Here is a 21,432-nt window from a genome sequence, read left to right on the forward strand (position 1 = left end):
GCGGCACAAAGCGGACCGGAGCGAAGCGCGGGTGACGGCGTGAGCGGGAGCGGGATCCGGGTGCTCGTCGCGGACGATCAGCCGGCGGTACGCGCCGGGCTGGTGCTCATCCTGCGCTCGGCGCCCGGCATCGAGGTGGTCGGCGAGGCGCCCGACGGGGTCGCGGCGGTCGAGCTCGGCCTGCGGCTGCGCCCCGACGTGGTGCTCATGGACCTGCGGATGCCCCGCGTGGACGGCATCGCGGCGACCCGGGACCTGGTCGCCGGCGGGGTCCGCGGGGTGCTCGCGCTGACCACGTTCGACCTCGACGAGTACCTCTTCGGCGCGCTGCGGGCGGGCGCGGCCGGGTTCCTGCTCAAGGACGCCTCCGCCGAGGAACTCGTCGACGCGGTCCGCACGGTCGCCCGCGGCGACGGCATCGTCGCACCGGCGGTGACCCGGCGGGTGCTGGCCGCCTTCGCGGGCCCTGCCGCGGGGCACGCGCTGGCCGGCCCGGTGCCGGTGGGGCTGCTCACCGCCCGCGAGCGGGACGTCCTGGCGTGCCTCGGCGAGGGGCTGTCCAACGCCGCGATCGCCGCCCGGCTGGGCATCGCCGAGGCGACGACGAAGACCCACGTCAGCCGGATCCTGGCCAAGCTGGGCCTGCAGAGCCGCATGCAGGCCGCGCTGGCCGCCCGCTCGCTCACCCCGCCCCAATAGGTGACCCGATTGACACGTGACCTTTGAGTCACCTAATGTCGAGGGCGTGGACGACGACGATCGCGTCTTCAGGGCCCTCGCCGACCCGACCCGGCGGTTCCTGCTCGACCTGCTCTTCGCGCGTGACGGCCGCACGCTCACCGAGCTCGAGTCGGAACTGGAGATGACCCGGTTCGGGGTGATGAAGCACCTGAAGGTCCTCGAGGAGGCGAACCTCGTGGTGACCCGGCGTAACGGCCGGGAGAAGCTGCACTTCCTCAATCCGGTGCCCATCCGGCAGATCCACGACCGGTGGATCGACAAGTTCACCGGCGACAACGCCGGGGCACTGCTGGGGCTCAAACACGAACTGGAGGGCGAATGAGCGGCACGCAGATCTACAAGGTGTACATCAAGGCCTCCCCCGAGCGGATCTGGGAGGCCATCACGTCGCCGGAGTGGAACGACCGCTACGGCTACCGCGGGCGCACTGAACTGGACCTTCGCCCGGGCGGCGCGGTGCGCGGGCTGTCCAACACCGGGATGATCGCCTCGGGCGCGCCCGAGGTCGGCGTCGACGGCGAGATCATCGAGGCCGAGGCGCCGCACCGGCTGGTCCAGACCTTCCGCATGCTCATGGATCCGGGCACGGCCGCGGAGGGGTTCACCCGGCTCACGTACGAGCTCAAGGCGGGCAAGGACGGCGTCACCTCGCTCACCGTGACGCACGAGCTGACCGGCGCGCCCAACCTGGCCCGGCTCATGGCCGGCGAGTTCGAGGACATGGGTGCCGGCGGGGGCTGGGCCTGGGTGCTCAGTGACCTCAAGTCGCTGCTGGAGACCGGCGCCGCCTTCGGCGACTGAGTCATCCAATCTTTGCCGGGCATGAATCGCGACATAACCGGCGACGGGTGGGTACATGAGGGGCATTGACGAACTCAATCGTCCCATGTTGACTCATGTCACCAATGCGACGACCGTCCATGGCCCCGCGATCGGCGGGCGTGGGCCGCGGGCGGTCCCGCACGACACCCCGAAGGAGATGGACCGTGGGCAAGCCCCGCCGACGAGCCCTGCTGGCGGCCGCCACCGCCGCGCTGGGCACGCTCGTCGCCGTCGCACACGGCGGCAGCGCCACCGCCTCTACCACCGACCAGGCGTTCAACCCGGGCACCGGCGTGCTCGACGTGGACTACGCCGCCTACCTGTCCAAGCATGACGTGGTCTACAACAGCCCGCAGACCAACCCGTTGTACGGCCTGACGGTCGGCAACGGCAAGACGGGCGCCATGGTGTGGAACCAGAACGGCCTCACCATGCAGGTGTCCAACGTCGACCTCTCGGAGCAGTCCGCCTACGCTGCCGGGCTGGTCAACCTCAACACGAGCCCGGGGCTGGACACCGGGTTCACCACCTACCAGCAGCGGCTGTCGCTCTACGACGGGACGCTGACCACGAAGTACGACAACAACCGCACCGTGACCGTGCTCGGCGTGCCGGGCTCGGAGGTGATGGGCATTCACGTGGACGACTCGCGCACGGGGCTGGGCACCACCACGCTCGACCTGAGCATGTGGGACCCCAACTCGGTGACCAACAGCGCCGACGTGCCCAACCTGACCACGTGGAAGACGGTCAACACGTTCAACGACGCCACCGTCGCCGGGTTCAGCCGCGGCATCCAGGACCCGAACGGATTCGGGTACACCTTCGCCGCCACCGTCGAGGGCGCCTCGTTCACCACGCAGGTGGTCAACGGAACCCAGGTGCGGCTGAACATCGCGCCGAGCTCGAGCTACACGATCTGGTACACGGCGGCGAGCCGGAAGAACTCGCCGAACCAGGACCCGGTCGCCCAGGCGCGCAGCCAGCTCACCGCGGCCAAGAACACCGGTTACGCGACCAACCTGAACAACTACCGCAACTTCTGGCACTCGTTCTGGGCGAAGTCGTTCGTGCAGTACGGCGGCGCGGCCGGCACCGGCGACTACCTCGAGAACGTGTACTACCTGGCGACGTACATGATCGCCGCCGGGGGCTACGGCAACTACCCGTTCCACTTCATCAACGGCGTGTTCCGCGCGACGCAGGACAACACCAAGTGGAGCAACGGGTACTGGTACTGGAACCAGCGCGACGTCTACAACTCGATGCTCGCGTCCAACCACGTCGACCTGTTCGCCACCGAGAACAGGCTCTACAGTCGCAACTTCAACGCGCTGAAGGCGTACACCCAGACGCGGTACGGCATCGACGGCTTGTGGACGCCGGAGACCATGGGCTGGGACGGCAACGCGCGCGGCACCATCAACTCCGACTACGTCAACGACCTCTACTCCACCGGCACCGAGGCCGCCTACAACATGTACCTGCAGTACCGGTACAGCAACGACACCGCGTACCTGCAGAACACCGCGTATCCGTTCATGCGCGAGGTCGTGAAGTTCTACCAGGCCAAGCTGTCGCGGGACCCGAACACCGGCCGGTACTACATGGCCAGCTCCAACGCGCACGAGACCTACTGGGACGTGAAGAACGCGATCACCGACCTGGCCGCGGTCCGGCTGATCTTCCCGCTGACCATCGCGGTGAGCAACCAGCTGGGGCTCGACGCGAACCTGCGGGCCGGCTGGCAGCAGGTGCTCGACAACATCGAGCCGTACAAGGTTCAGAACGGCGCCTGGTTGCCGCACGACCCGCCGGCACCGGCCCAGCAGCGCAACGGCGAGAACGTCACGGCCGAGCTGATCTGGCCCTACGACCTGACCGGCATCGGGGCGAGCGACTACCAGACCGCGCTCAACAGCTGGAACACCCGGCCCAACCCGTACAGCAACGTGTGGGCCAACGACGCCGTGCAGGCCGCCCGGCTGGGCCTGGGTGACCAGGCGCTGTCCGGCATGAAGCTCATGCTGCAGCGGTACCAGAACTACCCCAACGGCATGACCAACAACACCAACGGCGTCTTTGAGTACCTCGGCGTGCACCTCGCGGCGACCAACGAGGCGCTGCTGCAGTCCTACAACGACAAGATCCGGGTGTTCCCGGCGGCGCCGAACGACAGCAACTTCGTCGGCAAGTTCACCCTGCTGGCCAAGGACGGGTTCCTGGTCAGCTCCGAACGGGAGGGCAACGAGACCAAGTACGTCGGCGTCAAGAGCCTCTACGGCAAGCAGGCGCGCGTGGTGAACCCGTGGGGCTCGCAGGAGATCCGGGTCCGCCGGGCCTCCGACAACGCGGTGCTGGCCACCACCACGACCGGCGAGGTCACCTTCGCCACCGCCGCCGGCACGGTGTACGTCGTGGAGCGCACCGCCAAGCCGCTGAGCTCCTACGCCAAGACGACGCTGACGGGCACCGCGAACAACGGCGTGAAGTCGCTGTCCGGCACCGCCTCGACGCTGGGCACGGCCGGTGCGGGCCAGCCGGGGATGGTCAACGACACCGCGCTGACCTACGACGCGGGCTGGGGCTACGGCGGAGGCCGCGGCTACGGCGACTACAACGACGACACCCACTACACCACCACCGTTGGTGCTACCGCGAGCTACACGTTCACGGGCACCGGCGTGGAGTACCTGTCCGAGCGCTTCAGCGACATGGGCAACGTCGATGTCTACATCGACAACGTGTTCCAGGCCAACGTCAACCTCAACGTGCCGGGCGCCCGCCAGGTGCAGCAGGTGGTGTTCAGCAAGACCGGCCTGGCCAGCGGCACCCACACGATCCGGATCGTCAACAAGACGACCTCGTGGGGCATGATCGACGCGCTGCGGATCATCACCGGCGGTTCGTCGGCCGGCGCGTCGCGCCTGCGGGCGCAGGTCAACTCGATGTACGTCAGCGCCGACAACGCCGGGGCGAGCCCGTTGATCGCCAACAAGACGACGGCCGGCACCTGGGAACAGTTCGACGTCGTCGACCTCGGCGGGGGCAACGTGGCCCTGAAGGCCCGGGCCAACGGCAAGTATGTGTGCGCGGAGAACGCCGGGGCCAACCCGCTCATCGCCAGCCGCGACGCGGTCGGGGCGTGGGAGACGTTCAAGCTGATCCGCAACGCCGACGGCAGCGTGAGCCTCCAGGCGACGGTCAACGGCAAGTACGTGGTCGCGGAGAACGCGGGCGCGGCGGCGCTGATCGCCAACCGGGACGCCATCGGGGCGTGGGAGAAGTTCGACCTCATCTCCTCCTGACCAACAGGTCGAGACGTGGCGGCCGCGGGGCCCCGTGGCCGGCACGTCTCCCCTGCCGCCGCGTCGGCGTCACGACGGCAGGATGTCACCCGGCGGTCGGGGCGGTGGCTCCGCCCATCGAACCATGGGCAACCTTCGACTCGTTAGTGAACATCCGAGGTATCTCCGAGTCAAGGGCACGCCGAACTTCCGATCGTCGACACAAAAGCCTTGCCATGGGCGGCCATTGCCTGCTAAACATCGGATGTATTCGCGAGAATCAACCGAGGGCGGGGTCGATGACCAACCGGTTCGTGGCGCTGGACACCTACGACGTGCGGTTCCCGACGTCCCGGCAGCTGGACGGGTCCGACGCGATGAACCCTGATCCTGACTACTCTGCCGCGTACGTCGTGCTGCGCACCGACTGCCCCCAAAGCACCGAGGACCCCACCGGTCACGAGGGGCACGGATTCGCCTTCACGATCGGGCGCGGCAACGAGGTACAGACGGCGGCCATTCACGCGCTGCGCCCGTATCTCATCGGACGTCTGGTCAAGGAGGTCCTCGACGACCTCGGCGGCCTCTGGCGGGAGCTGGTGCACGACTCCCAGCTGCGCTGGCTCGGGCCGGAGAAGGGCGTCGTGCACATGGCGATCTCCGCCGTGGTCAACGCCCTGTGGGACCTCAAGGCGAAGCGGGCCGGGCTGCCGCTGTGGCAGCTGCTGTCCTCGATGCCGCCGGAGGAGCTCGTCGACCTCGTCGACTTCCGGTATCTCACCGACGCCCTCACCCGCTCCGAGGCCCTGGACATCCTGCGCCCCGGTGCGCAGGGCCGCGAGGAGCGCATCGCCACGCTGCTCGCGGACGGCTACCCGGCGTATGCGACCTCGCCGGGCTGGCTGGGCTACGACGACGACAAGCTCGCCCGGCTGTGCCGCGAGGCCCTCGACGCCGGCTTCACGCAGATCAAGCTCAAGGTCGGCGCCGACCTCGACGACGACCTGCGCCGGATGCGCGTCGCCCGCGAGGTCTGCGGCCCCGGCGTGCGCATCGCCGTCGACGCCAACCAGCGCTGGGACGTCGGCGCGGCCGTGGAGTGGGTGCGCGCCCTCGCCCCGTACGACCCGTGGTGGGTCGAGGAGCCCACCTCGCCCGACGACGTGGTCGGCCACGCCGAGATCGCCCGCCGCATCGCGCCGATCCCGGTCGCCACCGGCGAGCACGTGCAGAACCGGGTCGTGTTCAAGCAGCTGCTGCAGCTGCGGGCGGTCTCGTTCGTCCAGCTCGACGCCGCCCGCGTCGCCGGGGTGAACGAGAACGTGGCGATCCTGCTGCTGGCGGCCAAGTTCGGCGTCCCGGTGTGCCCGCACGCCGGCGGTGTCGGCCTGTGCGAGCTGGTCCAGCACCTGTCGATGTTCGACTACGTGGCGGTGTCGCGCAGCATGCACGACCGCGTCATCGAGTATGTGGACCACCTGCACGAACACTTCATCGACCCGGTCCGGCTGCGCGAGGGCCGCTACCTCGCGCCGACCGCGCCCGGGTTCAGCTCCACCATGCGGGCCGACAGCCGCGCCCGCTACGCGTTTCCGGACGGTCCCATTTGGAATTCCCACACCCCCTGAGGAATGGTCATGAGACTGCTGCCACCCCTTGTCGCCGCCGCGCTCGTCGTCACCCTCGCGGCATGTGACTCAACCGCCGAACCGGGCGGCACCGCATCCGGCGGTGCCGGCGCCCAGATCGCCGTCGACCTGCCGCGGGCCGACTCCGACTTCTGGAACTCCTACGCGAAGTACATCCCGCAGTTCGCGAAGGACAGCGGCATCAACCTGATGACGCCGACCAACTCGCAGAACGACATCGCCAAGCTCGTGGCCAACACGCAGGCATTGACGAGCCAGGGCGCGAAGGCCATCGTGATGGCACCGCAGGACACCGGTGCGATCGCCAGCACGCTCAACACCCTGGAGCAGAAGAAGATACCCGTGGTCACCGTCGACACCCGGCCCGACAAGGGCAAGGTCTACATGGTGGTGCGCGCCGACAACCGGGCGTACGGGCAGAAGGCGTGCGAGTTCCTCGGCCAGAAGCTCGGCGGCAAGGGCAAGGTCGTGGAGTTCCAGGGCTCGCTGTCCTCGGTCAACGGCCGGGACCGCTCCGAGGCCTTCGCCGAGTGCATGCAGCAGAAGTTCCCCGGCATCACGGTCTTCGCCGAGCCCACCGAATGGGAGGGCGCGAAGGCATCGGCGGCGCTGCAGACCCGCCTGACCCAGCACCCCGACATCAACGGCATCTACATGCAGGCCGGCGGCGTGTTCCTGGCCCCGACGCTGCAGCTGCTGCGCTCCAAGAACCTCATCGTGCCGCCGAGCGACCCGAAGCACGTCTTCATCGTCTCCAACGACGGCATCCCGCAGGAGTTCGACGCGATCCGCAAGGGCGAGATCGACGCGACCGTGTCCCAGCCCGCGGACCTGTACGCGAAGTACGCCCTGTACTACGCCAAGGCCGCCGTGGAGGGCAAGACCTTCGAGCCCGGCAAGACCGACCACGGCAGCACGATCGTGCAGGTCCGCGACGGGCTGCTCGAGGACCAGCTGCCCGCGCCGCTCGTCTCCAAGGACAACGTCGACGACACGGCGTTGTGGGGAAACCAGATCGGCAAATGATGTCTCTTGATGCAAGTGCCGTGGCGGCCGTCGGAGTGAGCAAACGCTTCGGCGCCACCACGGCGCTGTCGGACGTGACCCTGCGCATCGCGCCCGGCGAGACGCACGCGCTCGTCGGGCGCAACGGCGCCGGCAAGTCGACGCTGGTCTCGCTGCTGACCGGGCTGCACCAGCCCGACGGCGGCGAGATCCGCTTCGGCGGCGAGCCGGCCCCGCCGGTGGCCGACCGCGGCGCCTGGCGGCAGCGGGTGGCCTGCGTCTTCCAGCGCTCCACCATCATCCCGGAGCTGACCGTCGCCGAGAACCTGTACCTCAACCGGCAGGCCGGCCACGGGCCGATCCGGTGGCGGCAGCTGCGGCGGCGCGCCGGGGAGCTGCTGGAGGAGTACGCGGTCGGCGTCGACCCCAGCGCGCTCGCCGGTGACCTCGGCGTCGAGGAGCGGCAACTGGTCGAGATCGCCCGGGCCCTGTCGCAGGGCGCGCGGTTCATCATCCTCGACGAGCCGACCGCCCGCCTCGACGGGCCGGCCATCGAGCGGCTGTTCGCCCGGCTGCGGGCACTGTCGGAGTCGGGGGTGACGATGCTGTTCATCTCCCACCACCTGCAGGAGATCTTCGCCGTCTGCGACACCGTCACCGTGCTGCGCGACGCCCGCTGGGTGCTGACCCGCCCGGTCGCCGGCATCGGGCACGACGAGCTGGTGGCGGCGATGACCGGCGAGGCGACCGGGCTCACCGACGTCGCGCCGCGGCCCCCGGCGGCCGCGTCCACGCCGGCCGCCCTGCGCCTGTCCGGCCTGGCCCTCGACGGCGCCTACGAGCCGCTGGACCTCGAGGTGAAGGCCGGCGAGATCGTCGGCGTCACCGGGTCCGGCAGCAGCGGTAAGGTGTCGCTCGCCGAGACCGTCGGCGGGCTGCGCCGGGCCACCGCCGGCACCGTGAGCGTCGGCGGCGCCGCCGTCCGCCCGGGCGTCCCGGCGGCGCTGAAGGCCGGCATCGGCCTGGTGCCGCAGGACCGGCATCGCGAGGGGCTCATCCCGCTGCTGTCCGTGGCCGAGAACGCCACCCTGCCGATCGCCGACCGGCTCGGCCCTGCCGGCGCGATCGTGCCCGCTCGGCGGCGGGCGGTCGTGGAGGGGTTCATCCGGCGGTACGACATCCGGGCCGAGGGCCCCGACGCGCCGGTCTCCAGCCTCTCCGGCGGCAACGCGCAGAAGGTCGTGCTCGCCCGGGCGCTGTCCAGCGACCCGGAGGTCCTGGTGCTCATCAATCCGACCGCGGGCGTCGACGTGCGCTCCAAGGAGTCGCTGCTCGGGGCGGTGCGCGCCGCCGCCGAAGCCGGCACCGGGGTGCTCATGGTCTCCGACGAGCTCGACGACCTGCGCTACTGCGACCGGGTGCTCGTCATGGTCCACGGGCGGGTCACCGCCGAACTACAGCCAGGCTGGAGCGACACCGACGTGGTCGCCGCCGTCGAAGGAGTCCGCGCATGACCACCACCATCCAGGCGAGCGGGACCCCGGTCCGGCGGCGCACCGTGCCTCGGCTGGCCCGGATGCGGGACCTGGCGCTCGTGCCGGCGATCATCGTCCTGCTGATCGTCGGCGCGCTCATCGACCCGGTGTTCCTGACCCGGACCAACCTCGTCAACGTGCTGCAGCAGCAGACCGAGCTGTCGCTGGTGGTGCTCGCCGAGACCCTGATCCTCATCGGGGGCAAGTTCGACCTGTCGCTGGAGTCGATCGTCGGGCTCGCCCCGGCGCTCGGCGTCGCCCTGGTCATCCCGGCGACCAGCCACGGCATCGGCACCGAGTGGGCGACCGCCCTGGCGGTGCCGCTGGTCCTGCTCACCGGCCTGATCGCCGGGGCGCTCAACGGGGTGCTGATCCTGCGCTTCGGCCTCTCGGCGTTCATCGTGACGCTCGGCATGCTCATCACGCTGCGGGGCCTGCAGATCGGCATCACCGGCGGGCAGAGCCTGTTCGAGCTGCCGTCGTCGGTGATGTACCTCGGCAACACCGCCTGGCTCGGCCTGCCCGTCTCGGTATGGCTGTGCGCGGTGCTCTTCGCCGCCGGCATCGCGGTGCTCGGCTGGTTCCGCCACGGCCGCGCCCTGTACGCCATCGGTGGCAACGCCGACGCCGCGCGGGCCGCGGGCATCCGCACCGACCGGGTGATGTACGCCGTGTTCATGATCGCCGGCGTGCTCGCCGCGCTCGCCGGCCTGCTCATGACCGGCCGCCTCGGCTCGATCGCGGCCGCGCAGGGCGACAAGATGATCTTTATGGTCTTCGCCGCGGCGGTCATCGGCGGCGTCAGCATGAACGGTGGCAAGGGCACGCTGTTCGGGGCCCTCTGCGGCGTGCTGGTCCTCGGCCTGGTCACCAACATCCTGACCCTGGCCGGCGTCTCGGCCCAGTGGTTCCAGTTCGCCTACGGCCTGATCATCCTCGTGGCGCTGGTGCTGGCCCGGCTCACCACCGGCAAGGCGCAGGACTGAGGGCGCGGGCGGGGCGTCCTGGGCGCCCCGCCCGTACCGGCTCAGGCGAGCGTGACGGCGGCGTCGTCGATGACGAACGACGTCTGCAGCGAGGAGTCCTCGGTGCCGTTCCACTTCAGCGTCACCGTCTGCCCGGCGAACGCGCTGAGGCTGTAGGACCGCTGCACGTACCCGCTCGCCTTGTTCAGGTTCGACAGCGTCGCCAGGGTCGTCGAGCCGGCCGTCACGGTCAGCTTGTCGTACGCCGTGGTCGTGGTCGTCTCGGCGGTGTCGATGTGCACCCAGAAGGTCAGCGTCGCGCTGCAGCCGGCCGGGATCGTCACCGGCTGCGAGACGCTCTCGGTGTGCGTCGAGCCGTAGCCGAGCAGCCACGCACTGTAGGTGCCGCCGTGCGCGGCCTGCCCCTGTGACGCCCACTGCCCGATCGCGCCGGTGGTGCCGCTCCAGCTCGCCGCGCCGGACTCGAAGCCCGGGTTGAGCAGCAGCTGGCCGGTGCACGTGCCGCCGCCCCCGCCACTCACCGTCCAGGTGAACGTCGCGCTGCCGCTCGCGCCGGTGGTGTCGGTCGCGGTCACGGTGCTCGTCGTGGTCTGCGCGGTGGTGGGCGTGCCGGAGATGAGGCCCGTGCTCGAGCTGATGCTCAGGCCGGCGGGCAGGCCGGTCGCGGAGTACGTCAGCGTCTGGCCCGGCGCGGAGTCGGTCGCGGTGACCTGCAGCGACTTCGGCGTGCCGGTCGTGGCCGTCTGCGCGCCCGGGTTGGTGACCGTCACCGTGTTGCCCTGGCCCGGCGGCTTGGTCAGCAGGCAGCCGGAGACGGTCAGGTCGATCTCCCGCGCGGCGCCCAGGCAGGTGGTGAACCAGTACGTCTGCTCGCCGTAGGACTGCCCCTTGTGGACGGTTACGGTGCCGCCGGTGTCGACCTCGCACGGGTTGTTCAGCGTGCAGCTGGCCCCGTCGTCGTTACCGGTGTTGTTGATCCCGATGATCTGGTTGTCCGCCGAGCGGATGATCGGCGAGCCCGAGGTGCCGTGGGTGGTCTGGCAGCCGGTGTCGTACCGGATCGAGTCGTGCCACGTCCACTGGTCCTCGCGCAGGGTGGGCACGAAGCCGTTGACGGAGCAGGTCCAGACCTGCTTCCAGTAGCTGGACGGGATCGCCATCGCGGTGCCGTCGGCGGGACGGGTGGGGGCGACGGTCAGCGCGGTGACGTTGTACTTCGACCTGATCGACGCGAACGTCTCGTTGAGCCGGTAGAGCGCGACATCCGTGTTCGACATGGTGGCGTAGACGAGCTGATCGGCGCGCACCGTGCCCAGCGCGTTGCCCGTGTTGCCCAGCAGGGTGCCGGAGCGGGTGCTGGTGCGGTTCTGCAGCACCTGGCCGGCGTTGATGAAGCCGTTCTCGTAGCAGTGGCCGTTGGTGAGCATCAAGGCCCGGTCCGTGTCGGCCGACGACGGCCAGCGGACCAGGCTGCCCGAGCAGTTGTTCAGGGCGATCGTGGCGGTCAGGCCGGTGACGGACAGCGCCTGGGCGGGCGCCGGGCCGGCGACGACGCCCGCGGCGACGGCGAGGATGGCCGCGCCGGCTGCGAGGCTGCGTCTTGTGCGCATGGGGGATCCCTTCGTTGGGCTACGCGCGGCTGTCGTGGGCTGCACGCGTAGTCACCCATCAATGTGATTGGAACATCACATCGACGAACGTGCCCGTCAACGGCGGTGGACCCTTTGTCCTGCCCTGCGGTTCACTCCTCGATCGCGCCGCCGATGCGGCGCAGGTGGTGGCGGAAGGTGTACCGCGGGTCGGCGGCCCGGCCGGCCAGGTAGTCCTCGAACGCCGTCTGCTGCGCGAGTGTCTCCCCCGCCGCGATCCGGCGTGCCTGGTCGCGCTCGGTGCCGCGGATCGCCCGCGCGATGCCGAGAACCTCCTCGGCCCGCGCCGCCTCCAGCAACAGCACCCCGTCGTCGTCGGCCAGCACCAGGTCGCCGGCGGTGGCCAGGTGCGCCCCCAACCGCGCGCTGCGCAGCGCCTCGTCCTCGCGCGGGTCGACGCGCAGCGGGCCGAGCGGCAGCGCGCCGTAGCTGAACACCGGGACACCGATCTCGACCAGCTCGGCGGTGTCGCGGTGCAGCCCCCACACGACCAACCCGGCGACGCCGGCCGCGGCCGCCTCGAGCACGGTCAGGTCGCCGACGCACGCCTCGTCGGTGCGCCCGCCGTTGTCCACGACGAGCACGTCGCCGGGGCGCGCGTCGCGGTACGCCTCAAGGAACACGTCCACGCTGCCGTAATGCCGGGCCGGCAGCACGCGCCCGGCCAGCCGCGCCCCGGCGACGACCGGCCGGACCCCGGCGGGCGCGACCCGCGGCGGCACGCCGGCCCGGACGCAGGCGTCGGCGACGAGCGGGGTCGATAGGTCCGAGAAATCGATCACGGCGCCATCATGCCCCGCACCGGCGGGAACCGGCCGGGCCAATCGCGGCCGGGTGGCTCCGGCTCGGAGCGGCTCGGAGCGCCTCAGGGCAGGAGCGGGGCCAGCCGAGCGACCGCCGGCCGGGCCTCAAGGTGCAGCCGGGCCACGTTGATGCCGTCGTCGCCGAGCACCGCGAGCAGGGCCCGGTCGCCGACGGCGTACACGGTGAAGTACCCGCCCTCGCTGCGCAGCGTGGCGTCGCGGAACGGGCTCTGGCCGAGCACCAGGGCGCTCTGCCGGCCGAGGCCGAACGTGGTCGCGGCGAGCGCGGCCAGGTCGTGCGGCTCGATCACGGGCGGCAGGTCGTGGGTGACGAGCAGGCCGTCGACCCCGCCGATGGCCGCGCCGCGCACGCCCGGCACGCGCAGCCGCAGGTCCACAAGCTCCGTGCGGACCGCGGCGAGCGCGGCGGCCATCGGATCGACATTGGTACCGAAGGGCTGCGTGGCGCCGGCGCGGTTCTGCTCCGGCCGCCCCTCGCGCCGGGGCAGCCCGTCGGCGTGGGTCTCGGCCTCGAAGAACGTCACAGCTGCAGGCCCTCTTCGATGCCCCGCAACTGATGGCGGGCGAGCGCCAGGTTCGCGCGAGCCTTGGCCAGCGCCAGATACAGGAACAGCCCGCGCCCGTTGGCCGTGCTCAGCGGCCGGATGAGGTGGTACTGGCTATCGAGCGTGATCAGGATGTCCTCGACCCGATCGGGCAGCCCGAGCATCTCGATCGTGCGAAGCTTGGCCCGCACCACGTCGGTGTTGCCGGCCGCGGCCACCGTGATGTCGAAGTCCGGCCTGCCCCCGAGCGTGCCGAGCGTCATGCCACTGGTGTAGTCCACGAGCGCGACCGCAATCGCGCCATCGATGTTCATCGCGCTCTTCAGCGCGACGTCAAGGTTGCTGCTCAAACCTGCCTCCGCGGGCCGTTGCATCCGTCAGAGGTGGAGCCTGACACACGGCAATCATCGGGGGCAGGTTTCGAAACATCTTTCGGACGACCGGCTCATCGTCATGTGACCTGCCGACCGATACGCCGGTCACACAGGGTCGCGCCACCCGATCCCACCGTCGCGGGCACGGTCCCGGCGAGCGTCTGCCGCTCTTCCTCGACGTCAACGGCCCGCTGATCCCGTTCGGAGCCGCCGGGTGACGGCGGACTTCAGCCGGTTCGGCACCGCGTCGACCCCCGGTCGCGGCCCGACCGCGACGGACTTCGCCGCGGTCGGTGCGATGGCTCACCCGGGCCGGCTGCACACACGCGCACCGGCGACGACGGGCCGGACACCGGCGGGCGCGACCCGCGGCGGCACGCCGGCCCGGACGCGGGCGTCGGCGACAAGCGGGGTCGATCAGGACCACGGCCGGCCCGGGCTGCCAGGTGCGGCCGGGCCGGCCGGGGTGCGTCGCAGTCTCGAAGCAACGTCAGATCTGCAGACGCTCTTCGATGCCGCGCAAGTGGTGGCGGGCGAGCGCCAGGTTCGCGCGGGCCTTGACCAGCGCGAGATACAGGAACAACCCGTGCCCGTTGGCCGTGTTCAGCGGCCGGATCAGGTGGTACTGACTGTCGAGCGTGATCAGGATGTCCTCGACCCGATCGGGCAGCCCGAGCATCTCGATCGTACGAAGCTTGGCCCGCACGACGTCGGTGTTGCCGGCCGCGGCCACCGTGATGTCGAAGTCCGGCCTGCCCCCGAGCGTGCCGAGCGTCATGCCACTGGTGTAGTCCACAAGCGCGACCGCAATCGCGCCATCGATGTTCATCGCGCTCTTGAGCGCGACGTCAAGGGTGCTGCTCAAACCTGCCTCCGCTGAGCGTCCATCCGTTCGGGGTGGATCTTGGCATACGGAGATCATCGGCGCAGCTTTCGAAATTTCTTTCACATGACCGCCTCATGGCCGTGCGACCTCCGGCGCGACGCTCCCACCGCCGGGATATGGTTCGCCGGTGCCGGATCCCGCCGAGCGTCCACTGCTCTTTCTCGACGTCGACGGGCCGCTGATCCCGTTCGGAGCTCGCCTGCCGATCCCCGGCGATCGGCGGGGCGCGGCGGATTCGAGCGGGTCCGCCAACCCGCTGCTGGCCCGGCTCGATCCGCGGGACGGCCGGCGGCTGCTCGCCCTCGGGTGCGACCTGGTGTGGGCCACGAGCTGGTCGACCGACGCCAACGAGGTGATCGCGCCGCGGCTCGGCCTGCCGCCGCTGCCCGTGGTGGCCTGGTCCGACGCCGCCGACGAGGGCCCCGCCGGCCTGCACTGGAAGACGCGCGATCTGGTCGCATGGGCGGCCGGCCGGCGCTTCGTCTGGATCGACGACGAGATCTCCGGCGCCGATCGCGCCTGGATCGCGGCCCACTCACCGGCGCCCGCGCTGGCGCATCGCGTCGACCCCGGCAGCGGGCTCACCGCGGCGGACTTCACCGCGGTCGGGGCGTGGCTCGCCCGGGCCGGCGAAGCGTCCGCGATCGCCCCGGCCGATCCGGGCGGGCTGCGATCTCCGTCACGCGCCGAATAGGCGAAATGCGCGTTGACCGGAGGCATGCCTCAAGTTGCCCGGTCGTCGTACCGGCTCACGTTCGGTGTGCTCGCCGCCTCCACCGCGGCGTTCTCCATGCTGCAGTCGCTGGTCAGTCCCGTGCTCCCGGTCATCCAGCGGGACCTGCACACCAGCGCGGGCACCGTGACGTGGGTGCTGACCGCCTGGCTGCTCGCCGCCTCCGTCGCCACGCCGCTCATGGGCCGCGTCGGGGACATGATCGGCAAGGAACGGACCCTGCTGGCGTCCCTCGCCGCGATCGCCGCCGGGTGCCTGCTCGCGGCGCTCGCCCCCAACATCACCGTGCTCATCGTCGCCCGGGTCATCCAGGGCCTCGGCGGCGCGCTGTTCCCGCTGTCGTTCGGCATCATCCGCGACGAGTTCCCGCCCGGCCGCGTCGCTTCGGCGGTCGGGGCGATGTCGGCCGTCATCGCGATCGGCGGCGGCACCGGCATCGTGCTGGCCGGGCCGGTCGTCTCCGCGCTGAACTGGCGCTGGCTGTTCTGGATCCCGCTCGGCGTCGTCACCGTCACCGGGCTGCTCGCGTGGCGCTTCGTCCCGGCGCGTCGATCGGCACGGCGCTCATCAGCTCCATCCTGACCGGCGGCCTGCGCCCGGACGGCCTGCCGACGGAGTCCGCCTTCACCGCCGCCTTCGCGGCAACGGCCGTGGCCGCGGCGCTGGCCATCGTCGTGGCCCTGCTCGTCCCGCGCCGCCACACGCGGCACGGTGCGACGACGACCACGACCCCGGCCCTGCCGGAGACCGCCCAGGCGAAGCTGACCCCGGCCCGCGCATGACCGGGGCCACCCGACCAGCCGAGCGCACAACCAATCCCTGTCCCGACCGCCCGGCCGATGGATGCTACGGCGGGCAGGACCAGATCTGCAGGGTCGGGCCGTCGGCGGGCAGGTCGCCGGTGAGCGGGGCGCCGCCGTAGAGGTTCGTGGCCTCCGCGGTGCCGCTCAGGGCGACGGGCGTGCCGGGCGCGCGGCGGGCCAGGATCAGCAGCCGCTCGTCGTGGGTCTCGCGCCAGAACGCGACGGCGTCGGCGTCGACGTGGGCGAAGCGCAGGCCGCCGCTGCGCAGCGCCGGGTGCTTGCGGCGCAGGGAGAGCAGCCGGCCGTACCATGGCAGGGTTTGCAGGCTCTTGCGCCACGGCATCGGCGTGCGCGCCTCCTCGCCGCCTGCGCCGGTGAGGCCGAACTCGTCGCCGGCGAACATCATCGGCACGCCGGGCAGGGTGGCCAGCAGGCCGACCGCGACCTCCATCCGGCCCAGGTCGCCGACCACGGTACGGATGCGGGCGGTGTCGTGGCTGCCGAGCAGGTTCCACGAGTGCGTCCACGCGCGCCAGGACATGGTGGCCATCATCAGCAGCATGGTGCGCACCAGCGCGTGGCCGTCGCGGCGCGGCACGCCGCCGGGGACGCCGAGGAAGTCGGGCAGGTCGAGGTCGTCGGCGCGCAGCCAGCTCCACAGTGGACGCAGGAAGCCAGCGTAGTTCATCGTGCCCTGCCAGCCGCCGGCGTCGAGGTCCGCGCCGGCGCCGTGGGCGTGCTCGGCGACGAGCAGCGCGTCGGGGCGTGCGGCGCGGACCGCCTCGGCGATGAGCCGGGAGACCTCGTGGGTGAGGTCGTCGGCGGCCCGCCGGCCGGTCATGTTGGCCACGTCGACGCGCCAGCCGTCGAGGTAGCGCAGCCACCGCCGCACGATCGAGTCCGCGTCGGTCACGAAGCGCCGGCGCAGGCGGGCCGAGTGCCAGTTCAGCTTCGGCAGCGACGGGACACCGAGCCAGGACTCGTACCCGCCGTCGGCGCTCATGTAGTACAGGTCGGGCTGGTCGAACCACGGGTGCTCGACGCCGGTGTGGTTGGTGGTGAGGTCACCGACGAGGCGCATGCCGCGGGTGTGCAGGGCGTCGGCGAGGCGGCGCAGGGCCCGGTCGCCGCCGAGCAGCGGGTCGACGCGGTCGAAGGCGACGGCGTCGTAGCGGTGGTTGGAGCGCGCCGGGAAGAAGGGGGTCAGGTAGACGGTGTCGGCGCCGAGGTCCTGGATGTGGTCCAGGCGCCGGGCGATGCCGTCGAGGTCGCCGCCGTACCACTGCCTCGAGGCCAGCGGCCCGCGGCCGTCGACCGGCTCGTCCCAGTCGCAGCGCACCGCCCAGTCGGGGGTGGCCGGCGCGGTGGCGGAGCGGGCGAAGCGGTCGGGGAAGATCTGGTAGACGATCGCCTCGCGGGTCCAGGGCGCCAGGCCGTGGTGGGCGACGAGCCGGAAGTCGGTCTCGTCGGGGACGTCGTGGGCGAAGCGGCCGAGCACGGTGTACCAGTCGCCGTCGACGTGGAAGCGGTACCGGGTGACCGGGTTGCGCACGAGGATGCCGGCGCGCCACCACAGCTCGCCGCCGCGCCGCTCGGCGGTGGCGGGGGCGAAGCGGGGTTCGCCGTCCTCGATCGAGCGCACGTGCACGGCGCGCACGTCGGGGCCGGTGCGCAGCCACACGTCCACGACCGCGCCGAGCCGCGGGTTCTGGTCCGGCACGTACAGCGCCGAGCCGTCGTGATGCGTCCGTCCTCGCCCCTGCCGGTCGACGCCTTCGGCGCTGGACCTCATCCCTTCACCGCCCCCGTGGTCAGGCCCGACACGATGTAGCGCTGCAGCGCCTGGAAGACCACCACGGTCGGGATCGCGGTGAGCAGCGAGCCGGCGCAGAACATGCCGAAGTTGGCGTTGCGCTGGTCGGCGACGAGGCCGTAGAGGCCGACCGCGAGGGTCTTGGCGCCGTCGCTGTGCAGGAAGACGTTGGCCAGCAGCACCTCGTTGATGGTGGCGATGAAACCGAGCAGGCCCGTGACGGCCAGGATCGGCGCGACGAGCGGCAGGGTCACCCGGAAGAAGATCTGGGCGTGGCTGGCGCCGTCGATGACCGCGGACTCGTCGAGCTCCTTGGGCACGGTGTCGAGGAAGCCCTTCATGAGCCAGGTGTTCACGCCCAGGGCGCCGCCGAGGTACAGCAGCATGAGCCCCCACGGGCTGTCCAGGCCCAGCGCCGGGTAGAAGTCGCCGACCCCGGCGAAGATCAGGTAGATCGTCACGACCGACAGGAACTGCGGGAACATCTGGATGAGCAGCAGCGAGACGAGCCCGGCCCGGCGGCCGCGGAAGCGCATGCGGGAGAACGCGTAGGCGGCCAGGATCGACAGGAAGACGCCGGCGGCCGCGGCGATGCCGGCGATGAGCACCGAGTTGAGGTACCAGTGCGCGAAGTCGGTCTTGCGGAACAGGTCGGCGAAGTTGCCCAGCCCGGCCGAGGCCGGGATCAGGCCGGTCGAGCTCAGCGAGCCCACCGGGTTGAGGGCGGCGGAGACCACGAAGACGATCGGGAAGAGCGAGAAGGCGACGGCGAGCACGCCGACACCGTGGCGCCAGCCGGTGCGCCGGACCCAGGCGATGGTTCGAGCGGTCACGCGTAGACCTCCTCCTGCTTGCGGCTGCGGCGGAAGCCGATGACCGAGATGACGGCGACGATGGCGAAGATGTAGACCGACAGCGCCGCGGCGAAGCCGAACTGGGCGCCGGAGCCGCCGAACGCGAGCCGGTAGGTGTAGGTGATGAGCAGGTCGGTCGCGCCGATGCTGGAGTTGCCGGGCGGGAACGGCGCGCCCTCGGTGGTGAGGTAGATGGCGTTGAAGTTGTTGAAGTTGAACGCGAACGACGAGATGAGCAGCGGGGTGAGCGCGACGAGCAGCAGCGGCAGCGTGACCCGGCGGAAGCGCTGGGCGGTGGTGGCGCCGTCGATGGCCGCGGCCTCGGCCATCTCGCGCGGGATGGCCTGCAGCGCGCCGGTGGCGACGAGGAACATGTACGGGTAGCCGAGCCACAGCTGCACTCCGATGACGGCCAGCCGCGCGGTCCACGGGGTGCCGAACCAGTCCACGTGCAGCCCGGTGACCCGGTTGATGAGGCCGAAGTCCTGGTTGAACAGGTCGCGCCAGACCAGCAGCATGGCGAAGGACGGCATCGCGTACGGCAGGACGAGCAGGACCCGGTAGATGCCCCGCCCGCGCAGCCGGTCGGCCTGCAGGGCCAGCGCGCAGGCCAGGCCCAGTGCGAAGGTCACCAGCACGGAGCCGACCGCGAAGCCGAGGTTCCACACCAGGGTCTTGAGGAACGGCCCGGCGATGCGCGCGTCGGTGAGCACGCGGGCGAAGTTGTCCAGCCCGACGCTCACCTTCCAACCCTGCGCGAGGTGCTCGCCCTCGGTGCCGCCCCTGCCGACGAACTCGCCGGTCCGTTCGTCGGCGAACCACCGCGCGCCGGTGCCGCGGTCGGTGACGCAGTCGCAGCCGGCGTCGTAGAAGCGGGTGGCCAGGCCGGTGTACGCGCGGGTGAGGCCGGCGGCGCGGATCGCACCATCCGGTGTGGGCACCGTGAAGGCGAGCACCTCGTCGTTGCGCTGCGTCGCCCGGCCGAGGTCGAGCAGCTGGTAGCCGTCGGCGGCGCTGATCCGGCCGGCGGTGACGGTGACCGCGCCGGCGCCCAGCTCGTGCAGGCCCTGGGCGTCGCCGGCGAAGGCCTTGCCGTCCGGGGACAGCAGCAGGAACTTCAGGCCGCCGTCGTCCAGCGCCACCGACAGCGCGTACTCGGCCGAGCCGGGCACCCGCTGGACGGAGGAGCTCTGGACGGCGGTGATGGCGTCCTGCTTGGTGCCGCGGTGCCCGTCGCCGTAGTTGGTGAACGCGGTGGCGACCGTGTAGAGGACCGGGATCACCTGGAAGGCCAGGAGGAACAGCACCCCCGGGACGAGGTACTTCGCCGGGACCGGCCGCGGCGACAGGTAGATCGCGAAGATCAGCCCGGTGACGACGACGAGGACGGCGAGCCATCCCCAGGCGTGGGCGGCGGCGAGCGGGAAGGCGGCGTAGACCGCCAGCGCCAGGGCGAGCCCGAGCACGCCGACCTTCACGACCAGGCCCCGGAGGTACGTGTTCGTCATGGCGTACTACTTGCTGATCGCGTCGGTGATGGTCTTCGACGCGCCGGTCAGCGTGGCGGGCACATCGGCGCCGCCGACGATGGCCGCCTCCGCCTTGCCGAACGGGTCCCACACCGCGGCCATCGCCGGGATGGCCGGCAGCACGGCGCCGCCCTTGCTCGCGGTGAGCCACTTCTCGATGTCGGGGTCGCTGCCCTTGACCTGGTCCATGGCCGCGGTCAGCGCCGGCGGGCGCGGGTTGGTCTGGTACAGCGCCACCTGCAGGTCCGGCTTGGTGAGGTAGTTGGTGATGAACTCGTTGGCCAGGGCCTTGCTCTTGCCCTTGCTGGCCACGTAGAACGCCTGCACGCCGACGAACGGCTGCGCGGGCTTGCCGCCGGCGAAGGGCGGGATCGGCGTGATGTCGTACTTGATGCCGGCCTTCTTGATGTCGGCGACGGCCCACGGCCCGGAGATGAGGAACGGCGTCTTGCCGCCGGTGAAGGTCGGGATGGCGTTGTCGCTGTTGACCGAGCGGGTCAGGGCGCCCGCGCCCTTCTCGCCCAGCGCGGCGATCTTCTTGAACGCCTCGACCGACGCGGGCTTGTCGACACCGAGGTCGGCCGGGTCGTAGTCGCCGTTGGGCTTGGTGCCGAACAGGTAGCCGCCGGCCGAGCTGAACAGCGGGTAGATGTGGTACGCGTCGCCGTTCTGGCCGACCTGCAGCGACATGATGTTGCTGACCTTGCCCGAGTCCTTGAGCGCCTTGCCGGCCGCGACGAGGTCCTCGACGGTGGCCGGCGCGGTGGGCGCCAGGTCGGTGTTGCGGATGAGGGCGAGGTTCTCGATCGCGTACGGCACGCCGTAGAGCTGGCCGTTGAACGTGACGGCCTTGACCGCGACGTCGGCGAACGCGGACTTCTGCGAGTCCGGCAGCTGGATCGGGTCGATGGTGCCGTTCTGGACCAGGTTGCCGATCCAGTCGTGCGCGCCGACGACGATGTCCGGGCCCTTGCCGGACTGCGCGGCGGTCACGTAGTTGGTCTGCAGGTCCTTGGAGACCGCCTGGACCTGCACGTCGACGTGGTTGGCCTTGCCGAAGGTCTCGGCGAAGGGCTTGAGGGCCGCCGAGCGTTGGTCGTCCGCCCAGATGGTGAGCGTCGCGGCCGGCTGCGTGGAAGCGGTTTCGGGGGTTTTCGACGACCCGCAGGCCGTGAGGGTTAACGCGGCGAGGGCGAACACGCCGACGGCGCGCAGCGGGATGCGCATGGAAGCTCCTGTTCCAGGGGCTGGCCCGCGGCGGTGGTTGCGGCCGTCGCGCAGCCAGGGAAGGTGTGCCGGCATCGATACCAGGGGTGTCGATCGAATGCCGGTGGCGCAGACCGTAGCAAGGAGTTGCAAACATTGAAAGCCCTTCCATCCGACTTTCAATTTCGCGG

Annotated in this window: 20 protein-coding genes; 11 read left to right on the plus strand and 9 right to left on the minus strand. The window is 70.9% G+C overall.

Annotation, left to right across the window (positions count from 1 at the left end; all coding sequences use genetic code 11):
• Positions 1–39 precede the first annotated feature (39 nt).
• From ABT297_RS28475 to ABT297_RS28510, 8 genes are all read left to right on the plus strand, one after another.
• Complete coding sequence (locus ABT297_RS28475) at positions 40–699, plus strand: response regulator (protein WP_350555100.1); 660 nt, start codon at positions 40–42, stop codon at positions 697–699.
• A gap of 46 nt (positions 700–745) precedes the next feature.
• Complete coding sequence (locus ABT297_RS28480; protein ID WP_350555102.1) at positions 746–1,063, plus strand: ArsR/SmtB family transcription factor; 318 nt, start codon at positions 746–748, stop codon at positions 1,061–1,063.
• Entirely contained in the window at positions 1,060–1,542 is a 483-nt protein-coding gene (locus tag ABT297_RS28485) for an SRPBCC domain-containing protein (RefSeq protein ID WP_350555104.1), read from the plus strand. The genes ABT297_RS28480 and ABT297_RS28485 overlap by 4 nt, the downstream gene beginning before the upstream one ends.
• A gap of 185 nt (positions 1,543–1,727) precedes the next feature.
• Positions 1,728–4,871, plus strand: a complete 3,144-nt coding sequence (locus ABT297_RS28490; protein WP_350555106.1) for a fascin domain-containing protein — start codon at positions 1,728–1,730, stop codon at positions 4,869–4,871.
• Between the two features lie 278 nt (positions 4,872–5,149).
• Positions 5,150–6,478 carry an L-fuconate dehydratase gene (locus ABT297_RS28495; RefSeq protein ID WP_350555108.1) on the plus strand — a complete coding sequence of 443 codons (1,329 nt, stop codon included), beginning with the start codon at positions 5,150–5,152 and terminating at the stop codon, positions 6,476–6,478.
• A 9-nt stretch (positions 6,479–6,487) separates the two neighbouring features.
• Positions 6,488–7,525 (plus strand): sugar ABC transporter substrate-binding protein, encoded by a 1,038-nt coding sequence (locus ABT297_RS28500; protein ID WP_350555110.1) that lies wholly within the window; start codon positions 6,488–6,490, stop codon positions 7,523–7,525.
• Positions 7,526–7,545: 20 nt separating this feature from the next.
• Complete coding sequence (locus ABT297_RS28505; protein WP_350555112.1) at positions 7,546–9,018, plus strand: sugar ABC transporter ATP-binding protein; 1,473 nt, start codon at positions 7,546–7,548, stop codon at positions 9,016–9,018.
• Positions 9,015–10,025, plus strand: a complete 1,011-nt coding sequence (locus ABT297_RS28510) for an ABC transporter permease (RefSeq protein ID WP_350555114.1) — start codon at positions 9,015–9,017, stop codon at positions 10,023–10,025. Before ABT297_RS28505 ends, ABT297_RS28510 begins: the two co-directional genes overlap by 4 nt.
• 41 nt (positions 10,026–10,066) lie before the next feature.
• Here ABT297_RS28510 and ABT297_RS28515 read toward each other — a convergent pair whose 3' ends face one another.
• From ABT297_RS28515 to ABT297_RS28535, 5 genes are all read right to left on the minus strand, one after another.
• The gene (locus tag ABT297_RS28515; protein WP_350555116.1) at positions 10,067–11,635 is read right to left on the minus strand and encodes a putative Ig domain-containing protein; all 1,569 of its coding nucleotides are present in this window, start codon (positions 11,633–11,635) and stop codon (positions 10,067–10,069) included.
• Positions 11,636–11,766: 131 nt separating this feature from the next.
• Positions 11,767–12,456 carry an RraA family protein gene (locus tag ABT297_RS28520; RefSeq protein WP_350555118.1) on the minus strand — a complete coding sequence of 230 codons (690 nt, stop codon included), beginning with the start codon at positions 12,454–12,456 and terminating at the stop codon, positions 11,767–11,769.
• A gap of 83 nt (positions 12,457–12,539) precedes the next feature.
• Positions 12,540–13,022: a roadblock/LC7 domain-containing protein gene (locus ABT297_RS28525; protein WP_350555120.1), complete on the minus strand. Its 483-nt coding sequence runs from the start codon at positions 13,020–13,022 to the stop codon at positions 12,540–12,542.
• Entirely contained in the window at positions 13,019–13,357 is a 339-nt protein-coding gene (locus ABT297_RS28530; RefSeq protein ID WP_502885656.1) for a roadblock/LC7 domain-containing protein, read from the minus strand. Before ABT297_RS28530 ends, ABT297_RS28525 begins: the two co-directional genes overlap by 4 nt.
• A gap of 550 nt (positions 13,358–13,907) precedes the next feature.
• Positions 13,908–14,246: a roadblock/LC7 domain-containing protein gene (locus tag ABT297_RS28535; RefSeq protein ID WP_350555146.1), complete on the minus strand. Its 339-nt coding sequence runs from the start codon at positions 14,244–14,246 to the stop codon at positions 13,908–13,910.
• Positions 14,247–14,454: 208 nt separating this feature from the next.
• Here ABT297_RS28535 and ABT297_RS28540 point away from each other — a divergent pair, with 208 nt between their 5' ends.
• The 3 genes from ABT297_RS28540 to ABT297_RS28550 are packed head-to-tail and all read left to right on the plus strand — an operon-like array spanning position 14,455 to position 15,818.
• Complete coding sequence (locus ABT297_RS28540) at positions 14,455–14,997, plus strand: HAD domain-containing protein (RefSeq protein WP_350555148.1); 543 nt, start codon at positions 14,455–14,457, stop codon at positions 14,995–14,997.
• A 24-nt stretch (positions 14,998–15,021) separates the two neighbouring features.
• The gene (locus tag ABT297_RS28545) at positions 15,022–15,618 is read left to right on the plus strand and encodes an MFS transporter (RefSeq protein WP_350555124.1); all 597 of its coding nucleotides are present in this window, start codon (positions 15,022–15,024) and stop codon (positions 15,616–15,618) included.
• Entirely contained in the window at positions 15,564–15,818 is a 255-nt protein-coding gene (locus ABT297_RS28550; protein ID WP_350555126.1) for a hypothetical protein, read from the plus strand. The genes ABT297_RS28545 and ABT297_RS28550 overlap by 55 nt, the downstream gene beginning before the upstream one ends.
• A gap of 64 nt (positions 15,819–15,882) precedes the next feature.
• On the opposite strand, the gene ABT297_RS28555 is transcribed toward ABT297_RS28550, so the two are convergent.
• The 4 genes from ABT297_RS28555 to ABT297_RS28570 are packed head-to-tail and all read right to left on the minus strand — an operon-like array spanning position 15,883 to position 21,256.
• The gene (locus ABT297_RS28555; protein WP_350555128.1) at positions 15,883–17,631 is read right to left on the minus strand and encodes a glycoside hydrolase family 13 protein; all 1,749 of its coding nucleotides are present in this window, start codon (positions 17,629–17,631) and stop codon (positions 15,883–15,885) included.
• The gene (locus ABT297_RS28560; RefSeq protein ID WP_350555130.1) at positions 17,628–18,485 is read right to left on the minus strand and encodes a sugar ABC transporter permease; all 858 of its coding nucleotides are present in this window, start codon (positions 18,483–18,485) and stop codon (positions 17,628–17,630) included. Before ABT297_RS28560 ends, ABT297_RS28555 begins: the two co-directional genes overlap by 4 nt.
• A complete protein-coding gene (locus ABT297_RS28565; protein WP_350555132.1) occupies positions 18,482–20,014 on the minus strand; it encodes an ABC transporter permease subunit in 1,533 nt (510 codons plus the stop codon). The genes ABT297_RS28560 and ABT297_RS28565 overlap by 4 nt, the downstream gene beginning before the upstream one ends.
• 6 nt (positions 20,015–20,020) lie before the next feature.
• Positions 20,021–21,256, minus strand: coding sequence for a sugar ABC transporter substrate-binding protein (locus tag ABT297_RS28570; RefSeq protein ID WP_502885657.1), 1,236 nt, complete (start codon positions 21,254–21,256; stop codon positions 20,021–20,023).
• Between the last annotated feature and the right edge of the window lie 176 nt (positions 21,257–21,432).

The organism is Dactylosporangium sp. NPDC000555, from assembly GCF_040300025.1.
GTDB lineage: Bacteria > Actinomycetota > Actinomycetes > Mycobacteriales > Micromonosporaceae > Dactylosporangium.

Bases quoted from the DNA above. Each gene is read 5' to 3' on its own strand.
- ABT297_RS28555 (WP_350555128.1), bottom strand. From the start codon at position 17,631: ATGAGGTCCAGCGCCGAAGGCGTCGACCGGCAGGGGCGAGGACGGACG.
- ABT297_RS28485 (WP_350555104.1), top strand. From the start codon at position 1,060: ATGAGCGGCACGCAGATCTACAAGGTGTACATCAAGGCCTCCCCCGAG.
- ABT297_RS28530 (WP_502885656.1), bottom strand. From the start codon at position 13,357: ATGAACATCGATGGCGCGATTGCGGTCGCGCTCGTGGACTACACCAGT.
- ABT297_RS28495 (WP_350555108.1), top strand. From the start codon at position 5,150: ATGACCAACCGGTTCGTGGCGCTGGACACCTACGACGTGCGGTTCCCG.
- ABT297_RS28535 (WP_350555146.1), bottom strand. From the start codon at position 14,246: ATGAACATCGATGGCGCGATTGCGGTCGCGCTTGTGGACTACACCAGT.
- ABT297_RS28500 (WP_350555110.1), top strand. From the start codon at position 6,488: ATGAGACTGCTGCCACCCCTTGTCGCCGCCGCGCTCGTCGTCACCCTC.
- ABT297_RS28565 (WP_350555132.1), bottom strand. From the start codon at position 20,014: ATGACGAACACGTACCTCCGGGGCCTGGTCGTGAAGGTCGGCGTGCTC.
- ABT297_RS28510 (WP_350555114.1), top strand. From the start codon at position 9,015: ATGACCACCACCATCCAGGCGAGCGGGACCCCGGTCCGGCGGCGCACC.
- ABT297_RS28545 (WP_350555124.1), top strand. From the start codon at position 15,022: ATGCCTCAAGTTGCCCGGTCGTCGTACCGGCTCACGTTCGGTGTGCTC.
- ABT297_RS28515 (WP_350555116.1), bottom strand. From the start codon at position 11,635: ATGCGCACAAGACGCAGCCTCGCAGCCGGCGCGGCCATCCTCGCCGTC.